The 3,273-nt window shown below is 66.5% G+C and carries 4 protein-coding genes; all 4 read right to left on the reverse strand.

Annotated elements, in window-relative coordinates; all coding sequences use genetic code 11:
- On the reverse strand, positions 1-823 hold an 823-nt coding region (gene rfbA / locus ACFSUD_RS19405; RefSeq protein ID WP_386376150.1), incomplete at its 3' end, for a glucose-1-phosphate thymidylyltransferase RfbA.
- Positions 820-1,677, reverse strand: coding sequence for a dTDP-4-dehydrorhamnose reductase (gene rfbD, locus ACFSUD_RS19410; RefSeq protein ID WP_386376151.1), 858 nt, complete (start codon positions 1,675-1,677; stop codon positions 820-822). The genes rfbD and rfbA, both read right to left, overlap by 4 nt.
- Positions 1,674-2,720 carry a dTDP-glucose 4,6-dehydratase gene (gene rfbB, locus ACFSUD_RS19415; RefSeq protein ID WP_386376152.1) on the reverse strand — a complete coding sequence of 349 codons (1,047 nt, stop codon included), beginning with the start codon at positions 2,718-2,720 and terminating at the stop codon, positions 1,674-1,676. The genes rfbD and rfbB overlap by 4 nt, the downstream gene beginning before the upstream one ends.
- 4 nt (positions 2,721-2,724) lie before the next feature.
- Positions 2,725-3,273 (reverse strand): dTDP-4-dehydrorhamnose 3,5-epimerase (rfbC, locus tag ACFSUD_RS19420; protein ID WP_386376153.1); only part of this gene is annotated, 549 nt, incomplete at its 5' end.

Here is a 3,273-nt window from a genome sequence, read left to right on the forward strand (position 1 = left end):
TCCGCGCCCGCGCCTCCAGATCCGCGGCGCTGATCCAGCCCTGATGATAGGCGATCTCCTCGAGACAGCCCGCCTGCTGGCCCTGGCGCTTCTCCAGCGTGCGCACGAAGTTCCCGGCATCGAGCAGGCTGCCATGGGTGCCGGTGTCGAGCCAGGCAAAGCCGCGGCCCATGCGTTCGACCGAAAGCGTGCCCTCGTGCAGATACATCTCCAGCAGCGAGGTGATCTCCAACTCGCCGCGCGCGCTGGGCATGACCCGGCGGGCGCGTTCCGGGGCGCTGCCGTCGAGGAAATAGAGCCCGGTCACCGCATAGTTCGAGGGCGGCACCTCGGGCTTTTCGATGATCGAGACGGCGCGGCCATCGCGATCGAAATCGACCACGCCGTAGCGTTCCGGGTCGGAGACGCGGTAGCCGAAGACGGTGCCGCCGCTGGTCTTGGCATCGGCCGCGGCGAGCATTTCCGGCAAGCCGTGGCCGTAGAAGATGTTATCCCCCAGCACCAGCGCCGAGGGCGCGCCATCAAGGAATTGCTCGGCCAGGATAAAGGCCTGGGCCAGCCCGTCGGGGCTCGGCTGGGTGATATAGGTCAGCGAGACGCCCCATTGGCTGCCATCGCCCAAGGTGCGCCGGAACTGGTCCTGATCCTGCGGCGTGGTGATCACCGCGATCTCGCGGATTCCGGCCAGCATCAGCACGCTGAGCGGGTAATAGACCATCGGCTTGTCATAGATCGGCAGCAGCTGTTTCGAGATGCCGATGGTCACCGGGTAAAGTCTGGTGCCCGACCCACCGGCGAGGATGATCCCCTTGCGCTTGTTCATGCTGCTGCTCCCAGTTCTGTCAGAATGTCATTGAGGCCGTCGTGCCAGTCAGGGCGCGGCAGGCCGAAAATCTCTTGCGTGCGGCTGTTGTCGAGCCGTGAATTCAGCGGCCTTTGGGCCGGATTCGGATAGGCGCTGCTGGGGATGTCGCTGACCGTGCAGGTGACCCCCGCACGCTCGAATATGGCGCGGGCGAAATCGGCCCAGCTGACATCGGGGCCGCCCGACAGGTGATAGGTCCCGGATTTGCCGGGATCGTCGCGCAATTGCCGGGCCGCCGCGAGACAGGTCCGGGCGATGTCGGCGGCCGGGGTCGGCCCGCCGATCTGGTCGGCGACGATGGTGAGCGCATCGCGCTCGGCGCCGAGCCGCAGCATTGTCTTGACGAAGTTGTTGCCATGGGCCGAGACCACCCAGGAGGTGCGGAAGATCGCATGGGGCCCACCGGCGGCGCGCACCGCCTCTTCGCCCGCCAGCTTGGTGCGGCCATAGGCGCCGAGCGGGCCGGTGGCATCCTCGACCCTGAAGGGCTGGCTGCCGCTGCCGTCAAAGACGTAATCGGTGGAGAGATGCACGAAGGGCAGGCCGCGCGCCGCGGCGGCACGGGCCATGGCGCCGGGGGCGTCGCCATTGATGCGCAGGGCCAGCGCCTCTTCCTCCTCGGCGCGGTCGACCGCCGTATAGGCCGCAGCATTGATCACCGCATCGGCGTCGGTCGCGGCGATCATTGCGGCGCAGGCCCCGGGATCGCCGAGATCGGCCTGCGCGCGGGACAGCGCCAGGAGTGCATCGCCGCCCAAACGCTGCAGCTCGTGCGCCACCTGGCCGCTCTGTCCGAAGACCAGAAACTTCATGCCGAGACCCCGAGCCGCTCGCCGACCCCGGCGCGGTCCTGCAGGGCACGCCACCAGGGCTCGTTGTCGAGATACCATTGCACGGTGCGCCGCAGCCCTTCCTCGACGGTAACCGAGGGGCGCCAGCCGAGCTCCTCGCGGATCCGGCTCGGATCGATGGCATAGCGGGCATCATGGCCGGGGCGATCGGTGACATGGGTGATCAGCTCGGCGTAAGGGCGCGGCCCCGGGCGCAGCTCGTCGAGGATCGCACAGAGGGTCCGCACCAGCTCGAGGTTGCTGCGCTCGTTCTCGCCGCCGATGTTGTAGCTGCGCCCGAGCGCGCCCTTGGTGAGCACCGTCAGCAGCGCATCGGCGTGATCCTCGACATAGAGCCAGTCGCGCACGTTGGCGCCGTTGCCGTAGATCGGCAGCGGCTTTCCGGCCAGCGCGTTGAGGACGATCACCGGCACCAGCTTCTCGGGAAAATGATAGGGGCCGTAATTGTTCGAGCAATTGCTCAGCACCACCGGCAGCCCATAGGTCTCGTGCCAGGCGCGTACCAGATGGTCGCTGGCCGCCTTGGAGGCGGAATAGGGCGAGCGCGGGTCGTACGCTGTGTCTTCGGTGAACTGGACGTCCGGATCGGCAGGCAGGGAACCGAAGACCTCGTCGGTCGAGATATGATGGAAGCGGAAGCTTTCGGGGCGCCCTTCGGCGAGCCAATAGGCGCGGGCCGCCTCGAGCAGGATATAGGTGCCGGTGATATTGGTCTCGATAAAGGCGCCGGGCCCGTCGATCGAGCGGTCGACATGGGATTCAGCGGCCAGATGCATCACCGCATCGGGGCGATGCGCGGCAAAGATCCGCGCCAGCGCCGCCGGATCACGGATATCGGCCTGTTCGAAATGATAGAGCGGGCTGTCGGCAACGCTGGCGACATTCTCAAGACAGGCGGCATAGGTCAGCGCGTCGAGATTGACCACGCCGTGACCCGCCGCGATGGCCTGACGCACCACCGCCGAGCCGATGAACCCGGCACCGCCGGTGATGAGGATCTTCATGAAATCAGGTTCCGTAGGTAAAAGGGGAGTCGAAGTCTTTCAGCATCGGCGCGACTGCATCCTTGTCGCTGAGCAGCGGCGCGGTCTCGCCCAGCCTCCAGTCGATGCCGATCTGGGGATCATCGAAACGCACCGCGCCATCGCAGTCCGGCGCGTAGTAATCCGAGCATTTATAGACGATCTCGGTCTCCGGCGCGCGGGTGACGAAGCCGTGCAGGAAGCCCTTGGGCACCAGCAATTGCCTGCCGTTCTCGAAGCTCAGCTCGACCCCGACCCATTGCCCATAGCTCGGCGAGCCGCGGCGGATATCGACCGCCACATCGAAAAGCGCGCCCCGTCCGCAGCGGACCAGCTTGTCCTGGGCATGGGGCGGAGATTGAAAATGCAGCCCCCGCACCGTGCCGACCTGTGCCGAAAGCGAATGATTGTCCTGCACGAAATCGATGTCGATCCCGGCCTCGGCCAACCGCGCCCGGCTCCAGCTCTCGCTGAAAAAGCCACGGGAATCGCCATGGCGGGCAGGGGTCAGGATCAGCACGCCGGGAAGGGCGGT

The organism is Sulfitobacter aestuarii (assembly GCF_042685005.1).
GTDB classification, from domain to species: domain Bacteria; phylum Pseudomonadota; class Alphaproteobacteria; order Rhodobacterales; family Rhodobacteraceae; genus Sulfitobacter; species Sulfitobacter aestuarii.